The organism is Gluconacetobacter johannae (assembly GCF_014174305.1).
Taxonomy (GTDB): Bacteria; Pseudomonadota; Alphaproteobacteria; order Acetobacterales; family Acetobacteraceae; genus Gluconacetobacter; species Gluconacetobacter johannae.
In genome coordinates this window covers 155,749-180,631 of record NZ_JABEQH010000001.1, presented here as the reverse complement: position 1 = coordinate 180,631, position 24,883 = coordinate 155,749, and the positions used below count along the sequence as shown (strand labels likewise).

The 24,883-nt window shown below is 68.2% G+C and carries 26 protein-coding genes; 8 read left to right on the top strand and 18 right to left on the bottom strand.

The window, feature by feature from the left end:
* Position 1: 1 nt before the first annotated feature.
* On the bottom strand, positions 2–397 hold the full coding sequence (gene rpoZ, locus HLH21_RS00810) for a DNA-directed RNA polymerase subunit omega (protein ID WP_182940324.1): 396 nt from the start codon (positions 395–397) through the stop codon (positions 2–4).
* A 92-nt stretch (positions 398–489) separates the two neighbouring features.
* Positions 490–987, bottom strand: coding sequence for a 2-amino-4-hydroxy-6-hydroxymethyldihydropteridine diphosphokinase (folK, locus tag HLH21_RS00805; protein ID WP_182940323.1), 498 nt, complete (start codon positions 985–987; stop codon positions 490–492).
* Between the two features lie 239 nt (positions 988–1,226).
* Here folK and HLH21_RS00800 point away from each other — a divergent pair, with 239 nt between their 5' ends.
* The gene (locus tag HLH21_RS00800) at positions 1,227–1,838 is read left to right on the top strand and encodes a LabA-like NYN domain-containing protein (RefSeq protein ID WP_182940322.1); all 612 of its coding nucleotides are present in this window, start codon (positions 1,227–1,229) and stop codon (positions 1,836–1,838) included.
* A 94-nt stretch (positions 1,839–1,932) separates the two neighbouring features.
* Here the strand turns inward: HLH21_RS00800 and HLH21_RS00795 are convergent, their stop codons facing one another.
* The 4 genes from HLH21_RS00795 to msrP form a co-directional block, all read right to left on the bottom strand.
* Positions 1,933–3,429 (bottom strand): malate:quinone oxidoreductase, encoded by a 1,497-nt coding sequence (locus HLH21_RS00795; protein ID WP_182940321.1) that lies wholly within the window; start codon positions 3,427–3,429, stop codon positions 1,933–1,935.
* A 502-nt stretch (positions 3,430–3,931) separates the two neighbouring features.
* Positions 3,932–4,861: a bifunctional enoyl-CoA hydratase/phosphate acetyltransferase gene (locus HLH21_RS00790; RefSeq protein ID WP_182940320.1), complete on the bottom strand. Its 930-nt coding sequence runs from the start codon at positions 4,859–4,861 to the stop codon at positions 3,932–3,934.
* A 70-nt stretch (positions 4,862–4,931) separates the two neighbouring features.
* Entirely contained in the window at positions 4,932–5,537 is a 606-nt protein-coding gene (gene msrQ, locus HLH21_RS00785) for a protein-methionine-sulfoxide reductase heme-binding subunit MsrQ (RefSeq protein WP_182940319.1), read from the bottom strand.
* A gap of 2 nt (positions 5,538–5,539) precedes the next feature.
* The gene (gene msrP / locus HLH21_RS00780; protein ID WP_182940318.1) at positions 5,540–6,499 is read right to left on the bottom strand and encodes a protein-methionine-sulfoxide reductase catalytic subunit MsrP; all 960 of its coding nucleotides are present in this window, start codon (positions 6,497–6,499) and stop codon (positions 5,540–5,542) included.
* A gap of 105 nt (positions 6,500–6,604) precedes the next feature.
* On the opposite strand from msrP, the gene HLH21_RS00775 reads away from it, so the two are divergent.
* Entirely contained in the window at positions 6,605–7,480 is an 876-nt protein-coding gene (locus HLH21_RS00775) for an NAD(P)-dependent oxidoreductase (protein WP_182940317.1), read from the top strand.
* Positions 7,481–7,487: 7 nt separating this feature from the next.
* On the opposite strand, the gene HLH21_RS00770 is transcribed toward HLH21_RS00775, so the two are convergent.
* Entirely contained in the window at positions 7,488–8,375 is an 888-nt protein-coding gene (locus HLH21_RS00770) for a phytoene/squalene synthase family protein (RefSeq protein ID WP_264811794.1), read from the bottom strand.
* Positions 8,376–8,475: 100 nt separating this feature from the next.
* Between HLH21_RS00770 and HLH21_RS00765 the strand changes: the two genes are divergently transcribed.
* Positions 8,476–9,084, top strand: coding sequence for a superoxide dismutase (locus tag HLH21_RS00765; RefSeq protein ID WP_182940316.1), 609 nt, complete (start codon positions 8,476–8,478; stop codon positions 9,082–9,084).
* 53 nt (positions 9,085–9,137) lie between these two features.
* Here the strand turns inward: HLH21_RS00765 and HLH21_RS00760 are convergent, their stop codons facing one another.
* The 7 genes from HLH21_RS00760 to yajC form a co-directional block, all read right to left on the bottom strand.
* Complete coding sequence (locus HLH21_RS00760) at positions 9,138–10,577, bottom strand: sugar porter family MFS transporter (protein ID WP_182940315.1); 1,440 nt, start codon at positions 10,575–10,577, stop codon at positions 9,138–9,140.
* A gap of 77 nt (positions 10,578–10,654) precedes the next feature.
* Positions 10,655–11,413, bottom strand: coding sequence for an SDR family NAD(P)-dependent oxidoreductase (locus HLH21_RS00755; protein WP_220789605.1), 759 nt, complete (start codon positions 11,411–11,413; stop codon positions 10,655–10,657).
* 23 nt (positions 11,414–11,436) lie between these two features.
* A complete protein-coding gene (dgoD, locus tag HLH21_RS00750; protein ID WP_182940313.1) occupies positions 11,437–12,585 on the bottom strand; it encodes a galactonate dehydratase in 1,149 nt (382 codons plus the stop codon).
* 40 nt (positions 12,586–12,625) lie between these two features.
* Positions 12,626–13,252, bottom strand: a complete 627-nt coding sequence (locus tag HLH21_RS00745; RefSeq protein WP_182940312.1) for a 2-dehydro-3-deoxy-6-phosphogalactonate aldolase — start codon at positions 13,250–13,252, stop codon at positions 12,626–12,628.
* Positions 13,249–14,262 (bottom strand): 2-dehydro-3-deoxygalactonokinase, encoded by a 1,014-nt coding sequence (locus HLH21_RS00740; protein ID WP_182940311.1) that lies wholly within the window; start codon positions 14,260–14,262, stop codon positions 13,249–13,251. Before HLH21_RS00740 ends, HLH21_RS00745 begins: the two co-directional genes overlap by 4 nt.
* Positions 14,246–15,031, bottom strand: a complete 786-nt coding sequence (locus tag HLH21_RS00735; protein WP_182940310.1) for an IclR family transcriptional regulator — start codon at positions 15,029–15,031, stop codon at positions 14,246–14,248. Before HLH21_RS00735 ends, HLH21_RS00740 begins: the two co-directional genes overlap by 17 nt.
* A gap of 204 nt (positions 15,032–15,235) precedes the next feature.
* Entirely contained in the window at positions 15,236–15,616 is a 381-nt protein-coding gene (yajC, locus tag HLH21_RS00730) for a preprotein translocase subunit YajC (RefSeq protein ID WP_182940309.1), read from the bottom strand.
* A gap of 147 nt (positions 15,617–15,763) precedes the next feature.
* Between yajC and HLH21_RS00725 the strand changes: the two genes are divergently transcribed.
* The 3 genes from HLH21_RS00725 to mutT all read left to right on the top strand — a co-directional run bounded on the left by HLH21_RS00725 (position 15,764) and on the right by mutT (position 18,975).
* Positions 15,764–16,636, top strand: coding sequence for an ATP-binding protein (locus HLH21_RS00725; protein WP_182940308.1), 873 nt, complete (start codon positions 15,764–15,766; stop codon positions 16,634–16,636).
* Between the two features lie 223 nt (positions 16,637–16,859).
* Positions 16,860–17,945, top strand: coding sequence for an aromatic ring-hydroxylating oxygenase subunit alpha (locus HLH21_RS00720; RefSeq protein ID WP_182940307.1), 1,086 nt, complete (start codon positions 16,860–16,862; stop codon positions 17,943–17,945).
* 16 nt (positions 17,946–17,961) lie between these two features.
* Positions 17,962–18,975, top strand: a complete 1,014-nt coding sequence (gene mutT / locus HLH21_RS00715) for an 8-oxo-dGTP diphosphatase MutT (RefSeq protein ID WP_182940306.1) — start codon at positions 17,962–17,964, stop codon at positions 18,973–18,975.
* Positions 18,976–18,978: 3 nt separating this feature from the next.
* Here mutT and HLH21_RS00710 read toward each other — a convergent pair whose 3' ends face one another.
* Positions 18,979–19,887 (bottom strand): SMP-30/gluconolactonase/LRE family protein, encoded by a 909-nt coding sequence (locus HLH21_RS00710; RefSeq protein WP_182940305.1) that lies wholly within the window; start codon positions 19,885–19,887, stop codon positions 18,979–18,981.
* Positions 19,888–19,961: 74 nt separating this feature from the next.
* On the opposite strand from HLH21_RS00710, the gene HLH21_RS00705 reads away from it, so the two are divergent.
* A complete protein-coding gene (locus HLH21_RS00705; protein ID WP_182940304.1) occupies positions 19,962–20,717 on the top strand; it encodes a competence/damage-inducible protein A in 756 nt (251 codons plus the stop codon).
* Positions 20,718–20,744: 27 nt separating this feature from the next.
* Here HLH21_RS00705 and HLH21_RS00700 read toward each other — a convergent pair whose 3' ends face one another.
* From HLH21_RS00700 to HLH21_RS00690, 3 genes are all read right to left on the bottom strand, one after another.
* Positions 20,745–21,701, bottom strand: coding sequence for an acetyl-CoA carboxylase carboxyltransferase subunit alpha (locus HLH21_RS00700; RefSeq protein ID WP_182940303.1), 957 nt, complete (start codon positions 21,699–21,701; stop codon positions 20,745–20,747).
* Between the two features lie 82 nt (positions 21,702–21,783).
* On the bottom strand, positions 21,784–22,710 hold the full coding sequence (locus HLH21_RS00695) for a tyrosine recombinase (protein ID WP_182940302.1): 927 nt from the start codon (positions 22,708–22,710) through the stop codon (positions 21,784–21,786).
* Complete coding sequence (locus HLH21_RS00690) at positions 22,707–22,850, bottom strand: hypothetical protein (protein WP_182940301.1); 144 nt, start codon at positions 22,848–22,850, stop codon at positions 22,707–22,709. The genes HLH21_RS00695 and HLH21_RS00690 overlap by 4 nt, the downstream gene beginning before the upstream one ends.
* A gap of 104 nt (positions 22,851–22,954) precedes the next feature.
* On the opposite strand from HLH21_RS00690, the gene aroB reads away from it, so the two are divergent.
* Positions 22,955–24,715, top strand: a complete 1,761-nt coding sequence (gene aroB, locus HLH21_RS00685; RefSeq protein ID WP_182940300.1) for a 3-dehydroquinate synthase — start codon at positions 22,955–22,957, stop codon at positions 24,713–24,715.
* Positions 24,716–24,883: the final 168 nt, after the last annotated feature.

The following is a 24,883-nucleotide window of genomic DNA, read 5'->3' as shown; positions in this document are numbered from 1 at the left end:
CTTACCGCCGTGCGCGGCCGCCCAGTTCGGCCTCGATCGCAGCCTCCAGCTCCTCGGCGGACATGCCGGCGCCGTGGCCGGCCTCCTCCTCGGGCGAGACATCCTGGAGACCGAAGATGTTCTGCTCGGTCGGGATCAGGTCCATGACCTCCTCATCCGCCGGCTCCGGCTCGGGCGCGCGGGCCAGCGAGCGGATGAGGTCACCGCGGATCTGTTCCAGCCCGATGGTCTGGTCCGCGATCTCGCGCAGGGCGACGACAGGGTTCTTGTCGTTGTCGCGATCGACCGTCAGTTCCTCGCCCCGCGACAGGTTACGTGCGCGCTGCGCCGCGAGCAGAACCAGCTCGAATCGGTTGGGAATCCGTTCAACGCAGTCTTCGACGGTAACGCGAGCCATGAGGCCAGCCTCCGGTATAAAGTGTCAGGTAAAAAACCATTCTTATCCACCGCGCCCCGAAAAAGCAAGCTTCGCGCCAGTCGCGGCGAAGATCAGGGCGGCGCGAGGCGACGGATCGCCTGGTCGGGCAGGCCCGCCACCAGGTCATCGACCGACCGGCCCGAACGCGGGTCGCGCCACCCCGGCGCCACGTCGCGCAACGGCAGCAGCACGAAGGCGCGCGCCTCCGCCCGGGGGTGCGGCAGGATCGGGTCCGGCGCCGCCCGCACGCAGGCCCCCATCGCCACGATATCCAGGTCCAGAGGGCGGGCCGCGTTGGCCACCGTCCGCACCCGGCCGGCCCGTGCCTCGATCCGCTGCAACGCCCCCAGCAGGGTTTCGGGCGCGATCGCACCACTCGCCCGGACGACGCCGTTGACGTAGGGGGGCTGCCCGGACGGGGGGACAGGCGCGCTTTCGTACCAGTTGGACACCGCCTGGACGGCTATGCCCGGTATCGCGGCGATCTGCTCCACGGCCCACCGGCAGGTGGCCAACGGCCCCTCGCCGTCCGGCCCCGGCAGGTTGGCCCCTATCGCAATCAGGATCATTCTTCACCCAGCTATTGTGTGGTTCAGCACACCACGAACAGCCGCCATGATCGTGGCGACGAACGGCTTGTCCCTGTTTTTTCGATTTTTTCCAGTCCAAAACCACGGATGTGGCAACTTCTACCATACCAATTTCACGCCGACGCCTCTATCGTCGGACCAGAGAGGCGAAACGGGCGCGTAACAGACTTTCCCCGCATCCGGATGCGGGCTTCAGGACGTTTCAGGGATCAGGTCGCATGTTTTTTCAACCCAACGAACGCGTATGCCTCTTTATCGACGGTGCCAGCCTGTATTCAGCGTCGCGCCATCTGGGGTTCGATGTCGATTATCGAAATCTTCTCGCGTTCTTCCGCTCCAAATGTCATGTGATCCGTGCCTATTACTATTCGGCGATCCTTGAGAGCGAGGAATACTCCCCCCTCAAGCCCCTGACCGACTGGCTGGTCTATAACGGCTATTTCCTGGTGACCAAGACGGCGCGTGAATTCGTCGACCAGAACGGCCGCAGGCGCGTCAAGGGCAGCATGGACATCGAACTCGCGGTGGACATGATGGAGATGGCCTCCAAAATCGACCATGCCGTGCTGTTCAGTGGCGACGCGGATTTCCGGCGTCTCCTCGAATCGGTCCAGCGGCAGGGGGTGCGCGCATCGGTCATTTCGTCGGTCCGCACCACGCCGCCCCTGATCGGCGACGACCTGCGCCGCCAGGCCGACCAGTTCATCGACCTGGCCGACATCGCCCCTCAATTCACCCGCCGGCAGGCCGAAGCCAGAACGATCCGCCAGCATCAGACGCCCGTCCGCCACCCGGCCGACCAGATGAGCGAACTCGACCACAGCGACTGATATCGCGGCTTCCGCGGGCCGCCGGCCGGTCGCGGACGGCCACGTCGAGTCGCTTGACGGGCCGCGCGCCAGGCGACCCGACGTCCGGTGGCGTTCAGCCTTCCAGTTGCAGCGCCCGCGTCGTCCAGTCGTGGACATGGGCGCAGAGTTCCGGCCGATCGGCCAGCGTCCCGCCGAACGAGGGAATCATTTCCTTCAGCTTGGACTCCCACCTCGGCAATTCGCCGGCGAAACATTTGCGGATGACCGTCAGCATGATCGGCACGGCGGTAGACGCCCCGGGGGACGCGCCCAGCAGGGCGGCGACCGAACCGTTCGCACCGGTAATGACCTCGGTCCCGAATTGCAGCACGCCGCCCTTCTGCGCGTCCTTCTTTATCACCTGCACGCGCTGGCCGGCGACGATCAGTTCCCAATCCTCGGCCCGTGCGGTCGGCACGAAATCGCGCAGCGCCGCCAGGCGGGCCTGGTTCGACTGCATGACCTGCTGGATCAGATATCTGGTCAGGGCCATGTTGTCGCGCGCCACGGCCAGCATGGCGCCGATATTGTCCATGTGGATCGAACACGGCAGGTCCCACAGCGACCCCTGCTTGAGGAACTTGGTCGAGAATCCGGCATAGGGCCCGAACAGCAGGCCGGGCTTGCCGTCGATGACGCGCGTATCCAGATGCGGCACCGACATCGGCGGCGCGCCGACCGACGCCTTGCCGTAGACCTTGGCGTGGTGATGCGCGGCGACCTCGGGATTCTTGCAGCGCAGGAACTGGCCGCTGACCGGAAACCCACCGATGCCCTTGGATTCGGGAATGCCGGTTTTCTGCAGCAGCGGCAGCGCCCCGCCGCCCGCGCCGATAAAGACGAACCGCGCGCCGACCGACAGCCTGGTACCGGCCGCAAGGTCGCGGACCGCCACCCGCCAGCCGCCGGACGCATCGCGGGTCAGATCCTCGACCTCATGCCCCAGCTTGAGGTCGAATGCGGGCTGCTGCGTCAGGAAATGAACCAGCAGATGCGTCAATGCGCCGAAATTGACGTCGGTGCCCGACGCGATCCATGTGGCGGCCAGCGGGGTGCCGGCCGTCCGGCCCTCCATCACCAGCGGCATCCACTGTTTCAACTGCGCCGGATCGGTCGAAAAGCGCATGCCCGCGAACAGCGGATGGTCCTTCAGCGCCTCATGGCGGCGACGAAGGTAGTCGCCATTCTCGGCGCCCCAGACGAAGCTCATGTGCGGAATGGGATTGATGAACTCACGCGGCGACGTGATTATCCCCGATTCGACCAGATAGGACCAGAACTGGCGCGAGACCTGAAACGCCTCGTTGACGCCGACCGCCTTGGAAATATCAATCGTCCCGTCGGCGCGTTCGGGGGTGTAGTTCAGTTCGCACAGGGCCGCATGTCCGGTGCCGGCATTGTTCCAGGCGTTGGAACTCTCAAGCGCCACGTCATCCAGGCGCCCGAACAGGCCGATCGACCAGTCCGGCTGCAGCAGTTTCAGCAGCGCACCCAGCGTCGCGCTCATTACCCCGCCACCGATCAGGACGACGTCATAGGCAGAATCGGTTCGGGTGGTCTTCGCGGTCATGATCTTCTCCGGAATGACATCGGCATGCTTGCGCCTGTCACTGCAATCAGGCCTGCCGGACGTCCGGCGGCGGCTTCGGTCCCCGACGGGATGGCTTTCCTGTCCGATATGGTCCAGCGGCAGGAAACAGTCCGGGCATAGTCCCGATCTGGCGGGACAAAATTGATGCGGGTCAACCGCTTTTCCTGAAAACGGAACAGTACAGCCATACCCTTCCCAGCCCTGCCTGGTTCGCCGGAACGCCCTATCCTCATGCCATTCAGCCCCGCATTCCGGCGCATCATCTCTCCGCGAGGGCAACGGTTCCCGCGCCATCGCAGGGTTGGCGGAAGCCGTTCGCGGATATGTTTGAAAACACCCTCGCGTTTCAATCTCTTTCTTTTAGAATCTTCACTTTCTTTAAATAACCTTTCAGATCCGAGGCACCCGAAAACATTCGGGGCACGCATGGCAGGCAAACGGTTTTCGCATCGCCTGGACGGACTGCGCCGTCACCCACCCGCTAGAAGGCAGCGGGCGCCCCGCCGGCCCGCGACATGACCGCCGCCAGCATGCCGGACAGGATCCGTGTACGCACCGAATCGGCGCGGCTGGTCAGGACGACGGGCACCCGCGCGCCCAGCACGATGCCGGCGGCCGAGGCCCCGCCCATGAAAATCATCTGCTTGGCCAGCATGTTTCCAGCCTCCAGGTCCGGGACGACCAGGATGTCGGCGTGGCCCGCGACCGGCGACTGCACGCCCTTGCAGCGCGCGGCCTCGATGCTCAGCGCATTGTCCAGCGCCAGGGGCCCGTCCACCACCCCGCCCGAGATCTGGCCCCGTTCCGCCATTTTCGCCAGAAGGGCGGCATCCAGCGTGGACGGCAGGTCGGGATTGACCGTTTCGATCGCCGACAGGATGGCGACCCGGGGCCGGGCAATGCCGATCACATGGGCGAAGTCGATCGCGTTCTGCACGATGTCCCGCCGCGCCGGCAGGTCCGGGGCGATGTTCACCGCCCCGTCCGTCAGCAGCAGCAGGCGGGGCCAGGCCGGCACGTCCAGAACGAAGACGTGACTCATGCGCCGGTCGGTCCGCAGGCCCGATTCATGATGTCCGATCTCGCGCAGGAAGACACTGGAATGAAGCGATCCCTTCATCAGGATTCCGACCGCCCCCTCTCGCGCCAGGGCCACGCCGCGCGATGCGGCCATCCGCTCGTCCCCGGCCTCGACCAGGCGGCAGCCGGACAGGTCGATCGACGCCGACCGCGCGATGTCGCGGATGGTGGCCGACGGGCCGACCAGGACGGGCTGGACGATCCCCTTCTGCCGGAGGCCCACGGCGGCCTCCAGCGCGGGGATGCTGCAGGGATGAATGACGGCGGCCGCTATGGGCGGCCCGTCGGCGAGGACGGCAAACAATTCGTCGAAGGCGGGCGATGACGGCATCGGGACAACCGGGCTGCAAATGCGAAACGGACCGCACCCTCATGCCACGTTCCCCCGATGGCCCCTGGCATCATCTTTGTGCGAGGCGCCGGCGCCGGACCGCCCCGGGCAGCAGGCGATAGAGCAGCAGCACCGCCATGACGACGGCATAAAGCAGCGGTTCGACCCGCAGCACCTTGAAGGACAGGATGAAATGCACCGCCGCGCACAGCCCGGCCAGATAGACCATGCGATGCACGGCCCCCCAGCGCCGGCCCAGACGCCGGATGGACCATGCGTTCGACGTGGCGGCCAGCACCGACACGATCAGGAACGCCACCATCCCCAGGATGACGAACGGCCGCCGCGTGATGTCGGCCAGCAGAACCGCGCCGTCGAACCCCTGGTCCAGGCCGACATAGGCCGTGACGTGGAACAGCGCATACCAGAACGCCAGCAGGCCCAGCGCCCGCCGGTAGCGCAGCAGGTTGATCCCGGCCAGTTCGCGCAGCGGCGTCACGCACAAGGACAGGATCAGGAAACGGATGGCCCACAGGCCCAGCGTGCGCTCGAAGACATTGACCGGGTCCGCGCCCAGCCGGTTCGCCACCCCCATCGCGAAGGTCGCCGCCGCCGGGACCAGCCCCACGGCGTACAGCAGGGTCCGGACCCTCCCGGCCGACAGCCGCGCCGCCATCTTCAGAAATCGCGACGCAGGTTCATGCCGGCGTACAGGGCCGCCACCTGCTCGCCGTAGCCGTTGAACGGCAGGGTCGGCTTGCGCGCCGCGCCGAAGAAGCCGCCGCGCACGCCGATCGGGCGCTCGGTCGCCTGGCTCCAGCGCGGATGATCGACCTCGGGATTGACGTTGGCGTAGAAGCCGTACTCGTCCGGGGCGCGCAGATTCCACGAGGTCGGCGGCCGGCTGTCCGTCAGGCGGATGCGAACCACGGATTTGGCGCCCTTGAAGCCGTATTTCCACGGCACCACCAGCCGGATCGGCGCGCCGTTCTGGTTCGGCAGCGTCTGGCCATACAGGCCCACCGCCAGGATCGTCAGCGGGTGCAGGGCCTCGTCCAGCCGCAGCCCTTCCACGTACGGCCAGTCCAGCACCGGCAGCACACCCGACTGGCCCGGCATTTCGGACGGGCGGACGACCGATTCGAACGCCACGTATTTCGCGCTGCCCAGGGGCTCGACCTCCTTCAGCAGCTCGGCCAGCGGGAAGCCGATCCACGGGATGACCATCGACCAGGCCTCGACGCAGCGCATGCGATACAGCCGTTCCTGCAACGGCCGGGCCAGCAGCGCGTCGATGTCGTAGGTACGGGGATGCGCGACCAGCCCATCGACCCGCACGGTCCAGGGACGTGGGTGGAAACCGCCCGACCGCTCGGCCGGATCGGTCTTCTCCAGCCCGAATTCGTAGAAATTATTGTAGTGGGTGACGTCCTGGAACGGGGTCGGCGTCAGGCCCTCGGTGGATTGTCCGCCGGACCGGGCCGTCAGCGGCGCCGCCCGCGCCGGGGCCGGCCGCAGGAGGCCGGGCGGCACGATCGCCCCGGCCAGGCCGGTGGCCAGCAGGTCGCGCCGCGACAGCCAGAGCGACCGGGGCGTGATCTCCGACGCGGGGGGATGGGGATAGCGAAAGATACTCATGAACCGGTCCCCCTTGCATGCCGTCCGCCACGGCCTCCGGGGTGACATCGTCCCCCCGCTCCTGCACTGTGCGCTGATATACCGAAGACAGGAAGGATCGGCATCATGAGCGATTTATCCCCCCTCGGCTTCGTCGGTTTCGGCGCCATGGCCAGCCGGATGGGCCACAATCTGGTCGCCGCCGGTTATCAGATTGCGGCCTATACCCCGTCCGGCAAGGGCGGAGACGGCAGCGTGCGCTTCCTGCCGACCCCGCGCGCCCTGGCGGCGGACTCCGGCACCGTGATCGCCTGCGTGCCCGACGACGAGGCCCTGGCCGCGTCGATGTATGGCGATGACGGCGCGCTGGCCGGCATGAAGCCGGGCGCGCTGCTGATTAACACCAGTTCGGTCTCGCCCGAGGCTTCGCTGCACCTGGCGGCGGCGGCCCAGGCGCGCGGCATCATCGCCCTGGACGCCCCGGTCTCGGGCAGCACGCCGGAGGCCGAAGCCGGCACGCTGGTCGTGCTGGTCGGGGGCGGGGCCGCCGACGTGGCCCGCGCGCAGCCGATCTTCGACGTCATCGGCAAGGCGACACTGCATGCCGGCCCGTCCGGCAGCGGGTCGAAGCTGAAGCTGATCGTCAACGGCATCATGGGCGCGGGGCTGGCCGCCGTGGCCGAGGGCGTGACCTACGGTCTGGCCGCCGGGCTGGACCGCGACCTGCTGTTCAATGCCCTGGATTCGGTGGCCGTCATCTCGCCGCACCACAAGCGCAAGCTCAAGGCCGCGCATGTCGGCGATTTCAGCCCGCAATTCCCGACCCGCCTGATGCAGAAGGACATGCGGCTGCTGATGACCGACGCCGCCCGGACGGAAGCGGCCCTGCCGACCATGGCAGCCACCACGCAGCTTCTGTCGCTGACGCGCCGGCTGCATCCGGACGATGATTATTCGTCGCTGTTCGCCGTCCTGGAAAGCACCGTCGCCAACACCCCCTGACCGGCCTTCAGACCCGCCCCGTCAGGGCCGCCCACAGGACCGCCAGCCGGTCCCCCAGCCCGCGCGCCGCATCGCCCTCCGCCCCTGCGTCACGGGCCAGGTCGCGCCGCGCCAGCACCCCCGGCAGGGCCGCGCCACGCGCCGCGCGGGGCAGGCTGGCGGTCCGGCCCGCATGCAGCAGGGCCAGCCCCTCCTGCCGCACCAGGGCCCGCAGCGGCCCCAGGCGCGCCGGATCGACGCCATTCTGCACCGCGTCGCGCGACAGGCCGGACTCGTTCAGCGCGTCTTCGGGCAACGGGCACCGGCCGCCGCGCAACACCGCGTCCAGATGACGCAGCAGCCCGCCCATGCCGAAGGCCGCGCCCCGCGACGCGACGGCGCGCAGGGCGTCCTCGTCCCGCACGCCGGCGGCCTCGGCGATCGCACGCTGCACGCCGCCCGCGCCGCATCGCATCGCTTCCCGCCAGGCGTTGCGGTCGGCCAGCCCGTCCAGTTCCGCCTCGCGCGCGTCGAGAATGCCCAGCAGGGTCCGCCGCTCCACCCGGCCCTGTGCGACCAGCGCGCGCAGGGGGTCGGCGACCGCGTGCGGATGGGGGGCGCCCTCGACGATTTCGCGCCACCATTGCAGGCGGATCATCCCGGCCAGCGGCCCGGCGACCGACCGCGACTGGGTGCCCGTCAGCGCCCGAACGGATTCGTGATTGAACGCGATCAGGGTGAACGCGTCTTCGCGCAGGGCGGCCGGCAGGAACAGGGAACAGAAGAACCGATCCGGATCGGACCGCCGGGCGATGTCCCCGCAGACGGACAGGCCGGACGTACCCGTCTGCTGATCGGTTTCGCGGGTCGTGAAGCTGGTCATCGCATCGACATGCCGCGTGCGGGACGAACGCACAAGAACGCGGTCATGCGTCCGTCACTTGACGCATTTCCCCTGCCCCCATAGCTCTGGACAGGCGGCGGTTTCCGCCTCTGCAATTCCAAGGAGAACGTTCATGGCTTTCGAATTGCCCACCCTTCCGTACCAGACCAACGCGCTGGCCGCGCGCGGCATGTGCCAGGAGACGCTGGAGCTGCACCACGGCAAGCATCACCAGGCCTATGTCACGGCGCTGAACGGCTTCGTCGAATCCAAGCCCGAGCTGCAGGGCAAGTCGCTCGAGGAGATCATCCTGGCCGTGAAGGGCGACGCGGCGGCGGCCCCGGTGTTCAACAACGCGGGCCAGCATTGGAACCACATCCTGTTCTGGCAGAACCTGTCGCCCACCGGCGGCGTGATCCCCGACGCCCTGGCCGCGAAGCTGGCCCAGGATTTCGGCAGCGTCGACGACTTCAAGACCGCCTTCAAGACCGCCGCGACGACGCAGTTCGGCTCGGGCTGGGCGTGGCTGGTCCTGGCGTCGGACGGCAAGCTGAAGGTCACCAAGACCGCCAACGGCTCGAACCCGCTGGCCGAAGGCCAGGGCACGGTGCTGCTGGGCCTGGATGTGTGGGAACATTCCTACTATCTGGATTTCCGCAACCGCCGCCCGGACTACACCACCAACTATCTGGACAAGCTGGCGAACTACGAGTTCGCCGAGGCGCAGCTCAAGGCCGCCTGAGGCAATCCGGACGATCGGAAACCCGGCCCTCGTGGCCGGGTTTTTCATGTCTGTCAGGCGGGTCCGACGCCCCCCGGAACACCCTCCCGCCCGATGTCGCGCAGGCGCCGGCCCGCCATCAGCTCATGTTCGATCCGCTCCAGGCTCAGGCCCTTGGTCTCGGGCACGAACAGCAGCACCAGGACGACGAACAGCGCGTTCAGCCCGGCATAGAGCCAGAAGGTCTGCCCCTGCCCCAGCCGGTCCAGCAGGGTCAGGAACGTCGCGCCCACGATCATGTTGGCAATCCAGTTCGTGGTGGTGGAACAGGCCAGGCCGAAATCCCGGCCCTGCAACGGCTGGATCTCGGAACACAGCACCCAGACCAGCGGGCCGGCCGAAAAGGCGAAGCCCGCCACGAAGCACAGCAGCACGCCCACCGCCATCGCCTGCTGCACCCCCGCATCAGGCCCCATGCGGATCATGACCCCCAGCAACGCCATGCCGGCACTCATGACCAGCAGGCCACAGACCAGCATCGGCCGCCGGCCCCAGCGATCGACCAGTCCGATGGCCAGGAACGTCGCCAGCATGTTCACCACGCCGACCGACGCGGTGCCCCACAGGCGGGCATGTTCGGCGAACCCGGCCAGCCCGAAGATGCGCGGCGCGTAGTATATCACCACGTTCATGCCGGTGAATTGCTGGATGCATTGCAGCATGATCCCCAGCAGGACCGACCGGCGAAAATTCGGGTTGCCGCGAAACAGGGCCCATCCCCGGGTCTGGCCACGCAACTGGGCGTCGATCTCGGCCAGTTCCCGCGCCACCCCGCCCGCCTGGCCGCGCAGTTCCAGCAAGGCCCGCCGGGCCGCGTCGCGACGTCCCATCATCATCAGCCACCGCGGGCTGGCCGGCAGGAAGGCCGCCCCCATCAGGTAGACCACGCCGGGGAACGCGACGATGCCCAGCATCCAGCGCCAGGCATCGAAATAGGAGAACAGGGCGTCCGAGACGAAGGCCAGCAGGATGCCGATGGTAATCATCAGCTGATAGATCGACACCATGGCCCCACGGTGCCGCGCATCGGCGATTTCGGAAATGTACAACGGCGCGGTGAACGTCGAAATGCCGATCGCCAGCCCCATGACGATCCGCGCCGCGATCAGCGTGCCGACCGAACCGGACAGCGCGCAGAACACCGCCCCCGCGACGAACAGCGCCGCCCCGATCACCAGCGTCCGCTTCCGTCCCCAGACGAAGGACAGCCGCGCCGCGACCAGGACACCGGCCGCGGCGCCCAGCATCATCGACGCCACGATCCATTCCTGTTGAATCTGGGTAGCCTCGAACTCCTGCGCGATCAGGCTCAGTGCGCCCGATATCACGCCGATATCCAGTCCGAACATCAATCCGGCCACGGCCGCCAGCCCGGCGACCAGCCGGGCGCGGCCCGTCACCGGCTTGCCCATCCATCCGGCCTCCATTGTCGCGGCATGTCCGTACCCGCCCATGTCACGTTTCCCGTCATGCCTGCCTTGGGTCAATTATAACGACCCGGACCAGCCGGAGTTCGGATCGGCGATGCGGCCTACACCCATCCGCCGTCTACGATGAAACTCTGGCCGCTGCACATGCGGCTGTCGTCGGCTGCCAGGAACAGGGCCATGCGGGCGATGTCCTCGGGCTCCACCCGGCCGGGCAGGCACTGCCCGCGCTCGATCTCGCGCTCGCCTTCCGGCGTCAGCCACAGTTTTTTCTGCCGTTCGGTCATCACCCAGCCCGGCACCAGCGCATTGACCCGGATCGCGTGCGGGCCGAGTTCCCGCGCCAGCGCGCACACCAGCCCCTGCACCGCCGCCTTTGCCGTGGCATAGACCGGATAGCCGCTGTTCTTCAGCATCCACCCGATGGAACCAAGGCAGATGATGCTCCCCCGCCCCAGTGCCCGCATGTCCCTCGCCACCGCCTGGGCGGCGAAGAACTGGGCGCGGATATTGACGGCGGACAGCCGGTCCCACATCGCCGGATCGACATCATCCAACGTGTGGCGCATGTCGTTTGCGGCGTTGTTCAGAAGGATCTCGACCGGTCCATGCGCCGTGCGCGCCAGATCGACGCCCCCCCGCAGGGCGCGGATGTCGGTCACGTCGCACGGCACGAACAATATTCGCCCGCCTTCGTCGCGCAGATCCTCGGCCAGCGCGCTTCCCGCCGCGACATCAAGGTCGAGCACGGCGACATGCGCGCCCTGTCCGGCAAAGGCGCGCACCAGCGCCGCACCGATGCCGGTGGCGCCCCCCGTGACCAGCACGGATCGCCCCGACAGGCTGGGATAGCGGGCGAACATCGCCCCATCCCCGGACGGATGCGTCACCATTCCGCGAACGACCCGTCACGATGCCGCCAGACCGGATTGCGCCAGCGATGCCCCTCGGCGGCGCGGGCACGGACATAGTCCTCGTTGATCTCGATGCCCAGGCCGGGGCCGGAGGGAATGTCCACATGCCCGTCGCGATAGGCGAAGACGTCGGGGTCCACGATATAGTCCAGCAGGTCGTTGGTCTTGTTGTAGTGAATCCCCAGGCTCTGCTCCTGGATGAAGGCGTTGTAGCAGAGCGCGTCGAGTTGCAGGTTCGCCGCCAGTGCGATCGGCCCCAGCGGGCAATGCAACGCCACCGCGACGTCATAGGCCTCGGCCATCGCGGCGATCTTGCGGGTTTCGGTGATGCCGCCGGAGTGCGACGGGTCGGGCTGGATGATGTCCACGCAGCCCTGTTCCAGCACCCGCTTGAAATCCCATCGCGAAAACAGGCGTTCGCCCAGGGCGATGGGGATGGAGGTATGCTTGGTGATTTCGGGCAGATCTTCCAGATGTTCGCTCAGGACCGGTTCCTCGATGAACATCAGGTCGAACGGCTCCAGTTCCTTGGCCAGGACCTTGGCCATCGGCTTGTGCACCCGGCCGTGGAAATCCACGCCGATGCCCAGGTACGGGCCGGCTTCCTCGCGGATCGCGGCGACGCGGGCGATCACGTCGTCGATCTTGGCGTGGCTGTCGACATATTGCAGTTCCTCGGTGGCGTTCATCTTGATCGCCGTGAAGCCGCGATCGACCACCGCGCGCACCGCCCGCGCGGTATCGGCCGGCCGGTCGCCCCCGATCCAGGAATAGACGCGGATCCGGTCGCGGCAGCGGCCGCCCAGCAATTCATGGACCGGGACGTTGAACGCCCGTCCCTTGATGTCCCACAGGGCCTGGTCGATGCCGGCGATGGCGCTCATGTGCACCGCGCCGCCGCGATAGAAGCCGCCGCGATACATGACCGTCCAGTGGTCCTCGATCCGGAACGGATCCTTGCCGATCAGATAATCCGCCAGTTCCGCAACGGCGGCGGCGACCGTGTCGGCGCGGCCTTCCACGACCGGTTCGCCCCAGCCGGAAATCCCCTCGTCGGTTTCAATCTTGAGGAACAGCCACCGTGGCGGAACCTGGAACGTCGTCAGCTTCGTGATCTTCATGACCGTTTCCGTCCTGTTCTTGTTCTTGCAGCCGGCGGCCCTATCGCCCGCGCGCCAGGGCGCCCACGAACCGGCGCGCGGCGACCCCGACCTCCCGCGCCGACCGTCCGGCCCGGTACAGCGCCGACCCCAGGCCGAAGCCGGCAGCCCCGGCCTCGAGGAACGGCCCCATGGTGTCCGGCGTCACGCCCCCCACCGGGATGAAGCGGGTGCCGGCGGGAAAGACGCTGCGCCAGGCCGCAAGCACCGGCGGGCCGAGCTGTTCGGCGGGAAACATCTTCAACGCCGTGGCCCCCGCGGCCAGGGCGGCAAAGCCCTCGGTCGGGGTGGCCACGCCGGGCGTGCAAAACAGGCCCAGCGCGCGCGCCGCGCGGATGACCGCGACATCGCCGTGCGGCATGACGACCAGCCGGCCACCGGCCTCGGCGACCTGCACCACCATGTCGGGCGACGTCACGGTGCCCGCGCCGATCAGGGCGCTGTCGCCGAACCGGTCCTGCAACAGGCGGATGCTTCGCAGGGGATGCGGCGAATTCATCGGCACCTCGATGATGCGAAATCCGGCCCCCACCAGCGCGTCGCCGACCTCCAGCACCTCGTCCGGCGTCACGCCGCGCAGGATCGCGACCAGCGGGCAGGCCGCCAGGGCGTCATCGAAACTCGTCATGTCGGTCCTCCTTCCGCGCGCCCCTCGGGCGCGTGGTTCGCCGGGGTCAGGTAGCCGGCCTCCATGGCAATCCGGTACAGCCCCTGCGGGGCGGTATTGCCCACGGACTGGGGCACGGGGGCGCCCAGGATGTCGAACGCGCGGGCATACAGGCCGCACAGCCGTTCCTCGCCCACCAGGATCGTCGGGCCCGCACCCGGCCGGTCGGCCAGGCCGGCCCGGACTTCGTCCCCCACCAGCAGGCCGGACAGGTAGTCCCGCGTCGCGGCGGCGCCGATCCCGCCGTCCAGGAACAGGGCGCGCACGGAAAACAGCAGCGGCGCCACGCCCTGGCGCGACGCCGCGGCGGCCAGGACGCCACGGCGGAAGGCGTCGCGGGCCTCGTCCTCGGTAACGGCGGCGGCCCCGTCCGCGGGCCGGCCCAGGATGCTGTGCCGGGACAGCACGGCAAACAGTTCCCCCGTCATCGCGGTCGCAAACCCCACGATCCGGCCGCCCCGCACGCGCGCCCATTTGGAATGGGTCCCCGGCAGGACCAGCGTCGAATCCGCCGCCAGGCCGGGATGCAGCGCCAGCGCGCCCACGATCTGCGTTTCCTCGCCCCGCATGACGTCGGGCAGCGGATGCCGCCGCCTGACCCCCGGCACGATACCCGGAACGCCGGAAACACCGGCCGCCGCCTCCGGACGGACCAGCGCACGGGCCAGCGACGCACCGTCCGCCGGACAATCCACGTACGGGACCTCCCGCCACCCACTCGCGCTGCCGACCATGCCGCAGGCGATCAGCGGCAGGCCGGCCGCATCCGGCCAGTTGGACAGCAGCGCCGCCAGCGCGGCGGGATAGCCGCCCTCCGGCAGGTTCAGGATGCCCCACGGGGCCTGCGCCTCGTCCAGCACCGCCCCCGACGCCGACAGGCGCCAGGCTCGCAGGGACGACGTGCCCCAGTCTATGCCGATCAGCGCGGCGGTTTCGGGGGGCACGGCCTCGTCCTCATGCCGCCGCAACATCGGCGTTCCCTCCCAGCCTGCCCGACAGGTCGGCCGCCGCCCGACGCACGACCGGCGCCAGGGTCCGCATCCGTTCGAGCGACAGATAGGGCGTGGCGCTGGCCACGCTCAGCGCCGCGACGATCCGCCCGCCGCGATCGCGGACCGGGACCGCGACGCAGCGGATCCCGACCTCGTTGTCCTCCAGGTCGAAGACGCAGTCCGACGCGCGATAGTCCCGCATGCGCGCAAGCCAGGCCGGCCAGCCGGCCTCCCCCGCCGCCTCGGGCCGGGCCGCGTCATACAGGTGACGCCACTCGCCCTCATCCAGGTCCAGCATCAGGGCGCGGCCGATCCCGGTCAGGGCCAGGTTCATGCGCTGCCCGACGCGCGAGCGCATCTCCAGCCCCCGCTGGCCGGGGATCTTGTCCAGATACAGGACGTCCCCGCCCGAACGGATGCCCAGATGCACGGTATCGCGCGTTTCCGCCCCCAGCCGCTCGGTCACCGGCCGGGCCTGTTCGGCCAGCGGCATCTCGTCCCGCGCGCCGGCGCCCAGCGCCGTCAGGCGTGGGCCGAGGCGATAGGCGCCGTCCCCATCCAGCCGCAGCCAGTCCAGCCGGACCAGGCAACTGACGATCCGCTGGGTCGTGCTGCGGGTGCACCCGGTCGCCCCCGCGATGGCCGGCAGCGTGCGGTGGCCCCGATCGACCGCGTCGATGGCCGCGATTCCGCGTTCCAGCGCCTGCGTTCCGCTTGCGGCGGCAGGCTTTGCGCCCGTGGCGTCCATGATCCATTCCCCCACGCCACGATCGGTAAGGGGGATTCGCGCAAAACTCAATATACGGATCAACGACCCACATTATGGGTTACGCATGACCCAAAGTGGCTTTTCCCTGGTTTTCCGGGGCCTTGAAACGCAAAACGCCCGGCCACCTCCCCATGGGGCGGTGGCCGGGCGTGCATCAACTCTCCGGGATCGGCGGGGCGGGCGTCAGCCCCCCTTGGCGCCGGTGTCGTTCGCGGGCTTGGCGCTGCTGCTGACGACCGAACCGATCGTCTCGCGCAGGACGGTGACGCGCACATTCGGCGCGATCTCAACCTCGACCTCGTTCGAATCGTCGCGAACCTTCTGGACGACGGCGATGATCCCGCCGGCCGTCAATACCCGGTCGCCGCGCCGCAGGGCCGAAAGCTGGGCGCGAAGCTGCTTCTGCTTCTGCTGCTGCGGCCGGATCAGGATGAAATAGAAGATAACGAACATCGCGACATAGGGCAGGATCGTCATCAGCCCGCCGGCGCTCAGAAATCCCCCCTCGCCTCCGGCGGTCTGGGCGTAGGCCGGTGTAATCAGGAAGTCCGAAAGAAGGGTCATGTCGTGCGGTTCCGGCGGTCATTATTGGGTTGCGGGCTGTGGATGTGGACCATAGTTTTCGCCTGTTTCCCGTCAAGGCGTCGGTTCGCTTTCGTGTCGGCCCGCCGCGCTGCGGGCCCATGACACCGCCTTGGAACAGGACCGACGATGGATTCCGACCTGCTGCCCGCCCTCGACCGGATCGCCGCCGCGCTGGAACGGCTCTCGCCCCCGCCGCCCACGCTGAAGGGGCTGGACGAATCCGACGCCTTCGTCTGGCATCCCGCCCTGGGCCGCCTGACCCCGGTCGAGCATGTCGCGCATGTCGATCTCGACCTGTTGCAGGGCGTGGCCATGCAACGTGGGCTGATCCTGGACAACACGCTGCATTTCGCGCGCGGGCTTCCGGCCAACAACGCCATGCTGTGGGGCGCGCGCGGCATGGGCAAATCGTCGCTGGTCAAGGCGGCCCATGCGCGCGCCAATCTGGTCGACGGCAGGCCGGCGGCGCCCGGCCGGGGCCGCCTGGTCCTGATCGAGATCCAGCGCGAGGACCTGGCCACGCTGCCCGACCTGCTGGCCCTGCTGCGGACCAGCCCGCGCCGTTTCATCGTCTTCTGCGACGACCTCTCCTTCGAAAGCGAGGACGCGGATTACAAGGCGCTGAAATCCGTCCTGGATGGCGGCATTTCCGGCCGGCCCGACAATGTCCTGTTCTATGCCACGTCCAATCGCCGGCACCTGATGCCGCGCGACATGATCGACAACGAACGCTCGACCGCCATCAACCCGTCCGAGGCGGTGGAGGAGAAGGTCTCGCTCTCCGACCGGTTCGGGCTGTGGGTCGGCTTCCATAACTGTCCCCAGGACGTGTTCCTGGAGATGGTCCGGGCCTATGCCCATGCCCGCCGCCTGCGGATCGACGACACCGAACTGATGCAACGCGCCAATGCCTGGTCGGTCACGCGCGGCGGCCGGTCGGGCCGCGTCGCCTTCCAGTTCATCGAAAACCTGACGGCCGAACTGTCCCCCCAGCCATGACGGCGGGCTGGTCATTGACACGGGTCAAGGCCGGGCGGGACCTTGTCCGTCCAAGCTGACCGGCACGCGATCCCCGCCCTGCAACGAAATGAAAAATTGCGCCGCCGGCAGGGATCGAACTTTAATGGAATGTGCTGTCGACAGGGTCCCCGCGCCTGTGGTCTGCTGATCCGCGCCCAGGCCGGGACATGATGGCTGCGAAGGCCTGAACACAAGAGAGACGATGAACCAGATCTTATCGACGGACAGCATATGCCCGCCCCGACTGCCCCCCGAAGGGGACCTTCGGCGGATCCGTTCCAATCCCGATTTCTGGTATCCCGTGGCCTGGTCACGCGAACTGAAGCCCGGCAAGACCATCGGCGTGCGTTACGCCGGGCAGCCGATCGCACTGGTCCGCCCGAAGGAAGGCGACGTCTTCGCGCTGGAAGACCGCTGCGCCCATCGCCAGGTTCCCCTCAGCAAGGGGCAGGTGACCGGACAGTCGGTCCAGTGCTGCTATCACGGCTGGGCCTATGGCCGGTCGGGCCGCTGCATCGACGTGCCCTACCTGGGCAAGGGCAAGCTGCCCAACGGCGTGCGGACCTATCCCTGCCGCGAACAGGACGGGCTGATCTTCGTCTTTCCCGGCGACGCCGCGAAGGCCGAGACCGTTCCCCTGCCCCGCCTGTCGCAGGTCGCGAACCCGGCCTACAAGACGCGGCGCTTCGGCCGGCACGTCAAATGCCACTACAGCTTCATGCACGAGAACCTGATGGATATGAATCATCAGTTCATGCACATGAAGCAGATGGGCCAGATGAAGCCGCGCTTCCTGGGGCAGGACAGCGGCCCCGGCATGATCGAGGCGCGCTATACCTTCGCGCGCACCGGCGGCAAGCAGCCGCTGGGCGAGGCCCTGGTCTTCGGCCAGCGGCGCGACAACAGCGCGAAATACGCCCACCGCGACGTCATGACGATCCGCACCGAGTACCCGTACCAGACCCTCAAGATCCAGTCCGAGGGCGAGGATCCGGTGATGGACCTGTGGATCGTCTACGTGCCCCAGGATGCCGAGGAACTGACGAACCGGGTATTCGGTCTGCTGTCGATCAAGCGCCCGAAGATCCCCGGCCTGCTGGATGCCGCATGGCCGTTCCTGGTCGCGTTCACCGAACGGATCTTCGGCGAGGACCGCGAAATCGTGGAACTGGAACAGGCGGCGTGGAACGAGTTGGGCGGCGACCACAACCAGGAAGTCTTCCCGGTGATCCAGAATCTGCGGGCGCTGCTGGCGCGTTGCGGCATCCCGGCCGGGGCCGGATCCTGACCCCCGCCTTGCCCGCATGACGCTGGAGATGCGAACCGGCGGGGCCGCCCCCACGCTGGAGGCCGGCCCCTATCGGCTGCGGACGCTGCTGCCGTCGGACGCCGGCGCGATGCATCGCCTGGTCAATGACTGGAGCGTCATCCGCATGCTCAGCCGGGTGCCGTTTCCCTATCCGCGCGGCCTGACGGACGAATGGATCGCCTCGACCCAGGACCTGTCGCGGCGGGGGGCGGCCTATCATTTCGCCATCACCCACCCCGAATCGGACGAGCCCGAATCGCTGATCGGCTGCATCGGGGTGCAGATCGACCCCGCAACCCGCTCCGGCACGGTCGGATACTGGATCGGGCGGCCGTACTGGAACCGCAAGGTCGCCACCATTACGGTGGGCCGGATCGCACGATGGGCGCTGGCCAACCTGCCGATCGAACGGATGGCGGCGGCGGTCGCCCACGACAATCCGGCCTCGATCGCCGTCCTGCGCCGCATCGGTTTTCGCGAATCCGGGACCGGACGGCAGGAATTCGTCTCGCGCGGCGGCGAGCACCCGGTGGTGCTGTTCGAGGCGACCCGCGCCGACCTGTCGGTGGACGGCCCGGCGAACCCCGCCGATGGCGCCCCGTCGGGACAGAAGAAGATCGTCCTGGTCGCGGCGGTGGCGCTGATCGATTCCGATGGCCGGATCCTGCTGGCGCGACGGCCGGAAGGCAAGCCGATGGCCGGGCTGTGGGAATTCCCCGGCGGCAAGGTCGAACCCGGCGAAACGCCCGAGGCCGCGCTGATCCGCGAACTGGACGAGGAACTGGGGCTGGACGTCGCACGGTCGTGCCTGGCGCCCTATAGTTTCGTCTCTCATGACTACGGGCATTTCCACCTTCTGATGCCCGTCTATGTCTGCCGGCGCTGGAAGAACGTGCCGCGCCCGCGCGAGGGGCAGACCCTGGCCTGGGTCCGGGCCGAGGCCCTGTCGGACTATCCGATGCCCGAAGCCGACCTGCCCCTGATCCCCGTGCTGCGCGACCTGATCTGATCCTTACAGGACGATCGACCGCGCCAGGGGAAAGACCGCCTGCCGCTGGCCGGGAATGCTGCTGCCGAACGAGAACAGCCCACCGGTCAGCGGTTCGGCCTGAAGCTGTTCCGGCGACAGGCCGTTGCGCGCGGTCGTGACGAAGACGGTACGGTAGTCCGGGCCGCCGAACGCGACCTTGGTGACGTTGCGTGCCGGCAGCGGAATCGGATCGACCGGCGTTCCGTCGGGGGCCAGGCGCTCGATCCGTCCGCCGCCCCATACGCCGATCCACAGGAAGCCCGCGCTGTCCACCGCGATTCCATCCGGATAACCATCGTCCAGGGTCGCGAAGACACGGCGATTGGACAATGCTCCCCCCTTCCCGACGTCGAAGGCATAGACGATTCGCGCCGGGGAATGGTTGTGGTACAAAGTCCGTCCATCGGGCGAGAGCGCCGGCCCGTTGCTGACGATATAGCCTTCGTCCTCGCGATGGATGTGCAGGCCGCCGTCCGCCTGCGTCACGGAATACAGCGAACCCGTCGGCTCGGTTTCGGCATCGTGCATCGTGCCGAACCACAGGCGGCCGGCGGCATCGACATGGCCGTCATTGATCCGGTTGCCCGGCAGTTCCGGTTCGACCAGCGTATCGAGGCTGAACCGGCCGCTGGCGGGATCGAAGCGATGCAGCCCGTCCTTCAGCCCGCACAGGAACGTGCCGTCGTTCGACGGCACCAGGAAACCGGGGCGGTCTGGCGCATCCCAACTGGTCGTCTCGCCGCTTTCGGGGCGGTAGCGATGGATCGCGCGGCCGACGATATCGACGAAATACAGGGCCTGCTCGGCCTCGGCCCAGACCGGCCCCTCGCCCAGGGTGGCGCGCAGATCCCACACGCAGCGCGGCGCGCCGCAGATCGGTCCCTTCAACATCCTGCTCCTCCTCTCTGGCCCGGACGGCCCTTCGGGGTCATAGTGCGATCATACCGCAAAGGTGGAATCCGGTCATGAATCCCACAGCCTGCATCCTGGTGATCGGCAACGAAATCCTCTCGGGCCGCACGCAGGACGTGAACGTGCAGTATATCGCCCGTCGCCTGGCGGAGCTCGGCATTTCCCTGATGGAGGTCCGGGTCATCCCCGATGTCCGCGAGACCATCGTCACCACGGTATGCGATGTCCGGGCGCGGTTCGACCATGTCTTCACCACCGGCGGCATCGGGCCCACCCACGACGACATTACCGCACCCTGTATCGCCGAGGCGTTCGGCGTGCCATGGAGCATCCACCCCGAGTCGTTCGGCCTGCTGGAAGCCCATTTCCCACCCGGCGAATTCAACGCCGCCCGGCAGCGCATGGCGACCCTGCCCGAAGGCGCCATCCCGATCCGCAATCCGGTCTCGGTCGCGCCGGGCTTCAGCATGGGCAATGTCCATGTGATGGCCGGCGTTCCCCGCATCATGCGCGCGATGTTCGAGGAGCTGGCCCCCGGCCTGACACACGGCACACCCGTCACATCCATCAGCTGGTACGCGCTGGACCTGTATGAAGGCACGCTGGCCGCCGGACTGTCCGACGTCCAGTCGCGCCATGGGCAGGTCGATATCGGGTCCTACCCCTTCCGCCGCCCCGACGGGCGGCGCGGCGTGGCCCTGGTGAGCAAGGGGCTGGACGCCCCCGCCGTGCATCAGGCCGCCGACGCGGTCCATGACCTGATCGAAACCCTGGGCTTCACGCCCATCGCGGGCGAACCGCCCCCCTGAGCGGGAAAACGAATCGCGGGCGCGATGTCAGGTCAGCCCGTCACGCCCCATGGCCAGGAACTTCTCGCGCCGCTGGGCGACCAGCACCGCGGGGTCGCGCGCCAGAAGGGCCGGAAGGTCGGCCGCGATCGCATCGCCGACCGACCGGATCGCTGCCGCCGGGTCCCGCTGCGCCCCGCCCAGCGGTTCGGGGACGATGCGGTCGATCAGGCCGAGTTGCAGCAGGTCCTGGGCCGTCAGCTTCAGCGCATCGGCCGCACTGGTCGCCTGCTTGGGGTCGCGCCACAGGATCGAGGCGCAGGCCTCGGGCGAGATGACCGAATAGATCGCATGTTCCAGCATCATGACCCGGTCGCCGGCCCCCAGCGCCACCGCGCCGCCCGAACCGCCCTCGCCGATCACGGTGGCGATCACCGGGACGGGCGCGGACAGGCAGACGTCGATCGAGCGCGCGATGGCTTCGGCCTGCCCGCGCGCCTCGGCGTCGATACCGGGCCATGCGCCCGACGTGTCGATGAAGGTCAGGATCGGCATGCCGAAGCGGATCGCCAGCTTCATCAGACGCTGGGCCTTGCGATAGCCCTCGGGCCGGGCCATGCCGAAATTATGCTGCAGGCGGGTTTCCAGGTCCGCGCCGCGCTCGGTCCCGATCACGACGACCGGCTGGTCGCCGAACCGGCCGATACCGCCGATCACGGCCTTGTCCTCGGCGAACAGGCGGTCGCCGGCCAGCGGCGTGAAATCGTTCACCAGCGTGTGGATGTAATCCACCGCATGCGGACGCTGGGCATGGCGGGCGACCTGCACCTTCTGCCAGGGGGTCAGCTTGGCATAGGCCGCGCGAAGCTGCTTGTCCGATTTCTCGGTCAGCCTGGCGATTTCCTCGGCGATGTTGATTCCGTCCGGCCCGGACATCTTGCGAAGCTCGTCGATCTTGTTCTCAAGCTCGGCGACCGACTTTTCGAAATCTAGAAACTGGCGCATGCGGTGCGGATAGCACAGCCACGTTTCCTGCCAAGCACATTCCGCAGGGAAACCGCCCGCCCGCGCACGTTTTGCCGGCAAATCACGCCGATTCCGTTCCGGACGTGGCCTGGGCCAGCGGATGATGCGCCTCCAGCGCCTGCCGCAGCCGTTCGGCCAGCACATGGGTATAGATCTGGGTCGTCGCGATGTCCGCATGCCCCAGCAGGACCTGCAGCGCCCGCAGATCGGCGCCGCGGGCCAGCATGTGCGTCGCGAAGGAATGGCGCAGTACGTGAGGCGACAGCCGTTCGGGGTCCAGCCCGGCCCGCAGCCCCACATCATGCAGGATCCGGTCGAATCCCTGGCGGGTCAGCGGCCGGCGGGGGTCGCGGCCGGGAAACAGGTACGGGCTGCCCAACGGGCGGTCGTGGGCGACCAGCGCCTCCGCCGCCGCCCGGGCGGCGGCGGACAGCGGCACGACTCGTTCCCGCCCGCCCTTGCCGCGCACCAGCAGCATCTGCGCGGCCCCCGCCAGGCTGCGACGCGGCAGGGCCAGCAATTCGGAAATACGCAGGCCGGAGGCATAGAGCATCTCCAGCGCCGCCCGCGCCACCAGCCATCGCCGCGCCTCTGGCGTGCCCGAATCCGTCTCCGTCGCGCAGGCCGCCAGCAGGGACTCGACTTCCGATTCGGACAGGAAGCGCGGCAGGGGGGCGGCAAGGCGGGGCGCGTCCAGCAGGTCGGCCGGGTTGTCGGGCCGCACCCCTTCGCGCGCCAGGAACAGATGGAACTGCTTCAGGCAGGACAGGCGGCGCGCCTGGGTCCGTGGCGACAGGCCCGTGCGGGCCAGGGTCGCCATATAGTCGCGCAACAGATCGGCATCGGCGTCATGGATGGCCCGCCCGCCCTGGCGGGCGTGGGTGGCGAAATCGTCCAGGTCACGCGCATAGGCCTTCAGCGTGTTCGGCGCGGCGCCCCGTTCGGCGGCCAGCATTTCCAGAAACGCCTCGGCGTGCGCGCCGCTCACGGATGGGCGAAACGGTCCGACGGAACATCCTTGTGGACCGGCTGGACCGGGGCGGGCGGCGGAAACGCGCCCATGGAGACGAATCCCCCCGCCAGCACAAGGACGACCACGCCCAGAAGAACCAACAAGATGCGCTGCATGACGGCCCCTAATGACACGAAAAGCTGTATCCGCCAGCGGCCGGAACTCCCCGTTCACGAACCGACATGGCTTGCCGCCTTCGCTGTATGTTAGGTTGGCGATCATGTCACGTCCGATCGACCCGCCTGCTCCCCGTTCGCCTGCCGCGCCCCCCCTCGACGGCAGGGACGAGCCGTTCTTCCCCTTCGACCTCGATGCGGTGAAACACACGGACCGGCATCGTACCGCAGGGCCGACCGGGCGCAGCATCGTGCTGGTGGGCCTGATGGGGGCGGGCAAGACGACGATCGGCCGCAGGGTCGCGTCGCGGCTGGGCCTGCCCTTCGTCGACGCGGATGTGGAGATCGAACGCGCGGCCGGCTGTTCCATCGCCGACCTGTTCGCCAATTATGGCGAGGCGGAGTTCCGCAAGGGCGAACGGCGGGTCATCCGGCGGATCCTCGACGACAGGCCGCTGGTCCTGGCGACCGGCGGCGGTGCGTTCATGGACCCCGCGACCCGCGCGGTCATCCGCGTGCACGCGACATCGGTGTGGCTGCGCTGCCCCCTGCCCGTGCTGGTCCGGCGCGTCCAGGGCCGCACCCACCGCCCGCTGCTGAACCAGGGCGACCCGCGCGAGATTCTCGCCGGACTTATGGAAATACGGCATCCGGTCTATGCCGAAGCCGACCTTATCGTGGATTGTGGAGACGAGAACGTGGACCAAAGCGCCGGCAACGTCATCAGCGCCCTGACCCTGGCCCAGCAGCCGCGAATCGTCCCGGTCAGGCTGGAGCGCTGGCAGTACGACGTCACCATCGGCGCGGACCTGATCCGGCATGCCGGCGTGCTCCTGCTCCCCGTCCTGCGGCAGAAGCGGGTGGTGGTCGTGACCGACGACACCGTGGCAGAGCTGCACCTGCCCCGCCTGCTGGAAGGGCTGGCCGAGGCCGGGATTCGGGCCGAGACGATCATCGTCCCCCCCGGCGAGGGATCGAAGACGATCGGGGAATACGAACGCGTGACCAACACCCTGCTGGAACTGGCGGTGGAGCGCGGAACCACGGTCATCGCCCTGGGCGGCGGCGTGGTGGGCGACCTGGCCGGCTTCGCCGCGGCGACCACCCTGCGCGGCCTGCCGTTCGTGCAGATCCCGACCACGCTGCTGTCGCAGGTCGATTCGTCGGTGGGCGGCAAGACGGGCATCAACACCCCGTTCGGCAAGAATCTGCTGGGCGCCTTCCACCAGCCAGTCGCGGTGCTGGCCGACACCTCGGCCCTGGCGACCCTGCCGTTGCGCGAGATCCGGGCGGGCTATGCCGAAATCGTCAAGGCCGGCCTGATCGGGGACGCCGCCCTGTTCGAATGGTGCGAGGCCAACGGCCAGGCGGTCCTGGATGGCGAGCCCGAGGCCCAGGCCGAGGCCGTCCGCCTGGCCTGCGCCTTCAAGGCGCAGGTCGTCGGCGACGACGAACGCGAGGAGAAGAAATCCGACGGGCGCGCCCTTCTGAACCTGGGCCATACGTTCGGTCACGCGCTGGAGGCCGAGCTGGGCTACGACGGGCGCCTGCTGCATGGCGAAGCGGTGTCGATCGGCCTGCACCTGGCCTTCCTGACCTCGGTTCGCATGGGGTTCTGCGCCCGGACCGACCTCGACCGGGTCACCAGCCATCTGGACCGACTGGGCATGCCCGCGCGGATATCCGACCTGGGGCATGTCTTCTCGGCCGAAACGCTGATCGGGCACATGCAGCGGGACAAGAAAATGCGCGACGGGCGGCTGTCCTTCGTCCTGGCGCGCGGGATCGGGCAGGCCTTCACCTGCCGCGACGTCCCGGACGACCTCGTCCGCGAGGTTCTAATCACGGAATTGTGTGCTCCCTGAGCGCCTGCCTGTGTCGGTGGGGACACATGTGCCCCCCATTACTTCCCGCCAGGCGAGCCCTCCGCAATATTCGCCCCTCGTCCCTCCCGGCCCCAAGGTATCGGAGACGGAACGGACCTCTTCCTATCCATAATTGCCCCGAAACAAACTGTTGCTTTTTCAACACGC

Bases quoted from the DNA above. Each gene is read 5' to 3' on its own strand.
- rpoZ (WP_182940324.1), bottom strand. From the start codon at position 397: ATGGCTCGCGTTACCGTCGAAGACTGCGTTGAACGGATTCCCAACCGA.
- folK (WP_182940323.1), bottom strand. From the start codon at position 987: ATGATCCTGATTGCGATAGGGGCCAACCTGCCGGGGCCGGACGGCGAG.
- HLH21_RS00800 (WP_182940322.1), top strand. From the start codon at position 1,227: ATGTTTTTTCAACCCAACGAACGCGTATGCCTCTTTATCGACGGTGCC.
- HLH21_RS00795 (WP_182940321.1), bottom strand. From the start codon at position 3,429: ATGACCGCGAAGACCACCCGAACCGATTCTGCCTATGACGTCGTCCTG.
- HLH21_RS00790 (WP_182940320.1), bottom strand. From the start codon at position 4,861: ATGCCGTCATCGCCCGCCTTCGACGAATTGTTTGCCGTCCTCGCCGAC.
- msrQ (WP_182940319.1), bottom strand. From the start codon at position 5,537: ATGGCGGCGCGGCTGTCGGCCGGGAGGGTCCGGACCCTGCTGTACGCC.
- msrP (WP_182940318.1), bottom strand. From the start codon at position 6,499: ATGAGTATCTTTCGCTATCCCCATCCCCCCGCGTCGGAGATCACGCCC.
- HLH21_RS00775 (WP_182940317.1), top strand. From the start codon at position 6,605: ATGAGCGATTTATCCCCCCTCGGCTTCGTCGGTTTCGGCGCCATGGCC.
- HLH21_RS00765 (WP_182940316.1), top strand. From the start codon at position 8,476: ATGGCTTTCGAATTGCCCACCCTTCCGTACCAGACCAACGCGCTGGCC.
- HLH21_RS00760 (WP_182940315.1), bottom strand. From the start codon at position 10,577: ATGGGCGGGTACGGACATGCCGCGACAATGGAGGCCGGATGGATGGGC.
- HLH21_RS00755 (WP_220789605.1), bottom strand. From the start codon at position 11,413: ATGTTCGCCCGCTATCCCAGCCTGTCGGGGCGATCCGTGCTGGTCACG.
- dgoD (WP_182940313.1), bottom strand. From the start codon at position 12,585: ATGAAGATCACGAAGCTGACGACGTTCCAGGTTCCGCCACGGTGGCTG.
- HLH21_RS00745 (WP_182940312.1), bottom strand. From the start codon at position 13,252: ATGACGAGTTTCGATGACGCCCTGGCGGCCTGCCCGCTGGTCGCGATC.
- HLH21_RS00740 (WP_182940311.1), bottom strand. From the start codon at position 14,262: ATGTTGCGGCGGCATGAGGACGAGGCCGTGCCCCCCGAAACCGCCGCG.
- HLH21_RS00735 (WP_182940310.1), bottom strand. From the start codon at position 15,031: ATGGACGCCACGGGCGCAAAGCCTGCCGCCGCAAGCGGAACGCAGGCG.
- yajC (WP_182940309.1), bottom strand. From the start codon at position 15,616: ATGACCCTTCTTTCGGACTTCCTGATTACACCGGCCTACGCCCAGACC.
- HLH21_RS00725 (WP_182940308.1), top strand. From the start codon at position 15,764: ATGGATTCCGACCTGCTGCCCGCCCTCGACCGGATCGCCGCCGCGCTG.
- HLH21_RS00720 (WP_182940307.1), top strand. From the start codon at position 16,860: ATGAACCAGATCTTATCGACGGACAGCATATGCCCGCCCCGACTGCCC.
- mutT (WP_182940306.1), top strand. From the start codon at position 17,962: ATGACGCTGGAGATGCGAACCGGCGGGGCCGCCCCCACGCTGGAGGCC.
- HLH21_RS00710 (WP_182940305.1), bottom strand. From the start codon at position 19,887: ATGTTGAAGGGACCGATCTGCGGCGCGCCGCGCTGCGTGTGGGATCTG.
- HLH21_RS00705 (WP_182940304.1), top strand. From the start codon at position 19,962: ATGAATCCCACAGCCTGCATCCTGGTGATCGGCAACGAAATCCTCTCG.
- HLH21_RS00700 (WP_182940303.1), bottom strand. From the start codon at position 21,701: ATGCGCCAGTTTCTAGATTTCGAAAAGTCGGTCGCCGAGCTTGAGAAC.
- HLH21_RS00690 (WP_182940301.1), bottom strand. From the start codon at position 22,850: ATGCAGCGCATCTTGTTGGTTCTTCTGGGCGTGGTCGTCCTTGTGCTG.
- aroB (WP_182940300.1), top strand. From the start codon at position 22,955: ATGTCACGTCCGATCGACCCGCCTGCTCCCCGTTCGCCTGCCGCGCCC.